General features: G+C 65.3%; 1 protein-coding gene and 1 pseudogene. Both read left to right on the top strand.

Going from position 1 to position 769, the window contains the following annotated elements:
• A pseudogene (locus EOA28_RS37465) lies at positions 1-193 on the top strand (RluA family pseudouridine synthase); the annotation flags it as partial.
• Positions 194-236: 43 nt separating this feature from the next.
• The coding region (locus EOA28_RS37470) for a DMT family transporter (protein WP_148671197.1) at positions 237-769 on the top strand (533 nt) is incomplete at its 3' end.

Raw genomic sequence — 769 nt, forward strand, 5'->3', positions numbered from 1 at the left:
CCCAAAATTTTCGGAGCCGGATCCCACCGGGAAATCCCGGGGGGACAACAAAACCCGCCTGCATCTGCACGCCCGCCGCATCGTCATCCCGCATCCGGACCAGGGCGTCATCGATGTGACGGCGCCGATGCCGCCCCATATGCGCCAGAGCTGGAACCTGCTCGGCTTCGACGAACAGAGCGCGGAGGACTAGATTGACCGTTGCGCCCGCACTGGATCGCCGCGACGCGGTCGACATGGCGGCAGCGGCCATCATGGTCGGGCTGACCTTCTCGTGGGGCCTGAACTACGTCGCGGCCAAGATCTCCTACGCAGGCTACGACCCCGTCTTCGTCTCGATCGCCCGTTCGCTCATCGGGGGAGCCTGCGTGCTTGGCTGGTGCCGGCTGCGCGGCATCAAGCTGTTCGAAGCGGATGGAACGCTGGCCGCCGGCGTCGTCGTCGGCGTGCTTTTCGGCATCGAGTTCCTGTGCCTCTATATCGGCCTCGAATACACGACCGTCGCCCGCAACACGCTGCTGGTCAACACCATGCCATTCTGGGTGCTGATCGGCGGTCATTTCCTGCTCGGCGAGCGCATCAACGCGCGCAAGCTCGGTGGGCTTGTCCTGGCCTTCTGCGGCCTGGTGGCCGTGTTCTCGGACGGCATTGTCGCGGGCAGCGACACGACCCTTCTGGGCGATCTGCTCAGCCTTGGTTCCGGCGTCCTGTGGGCGGCGACCAGCATCGTCATCAAGCGCTCGAAACTGGTCGCGACCAGCGCCTGTCT

The sequence above is a fragment of the Mesorhizobium sp. M2A.F.Ca.ET.067.02.1.1 genome (assembly GCF_004023285.1).
Classification (GTDB): domain Bacteria; phylum Pseudomonadota; class Alphaproteobacteria; order Rhizobiales; family Rhizobiaceae; genus Mesorhizobium.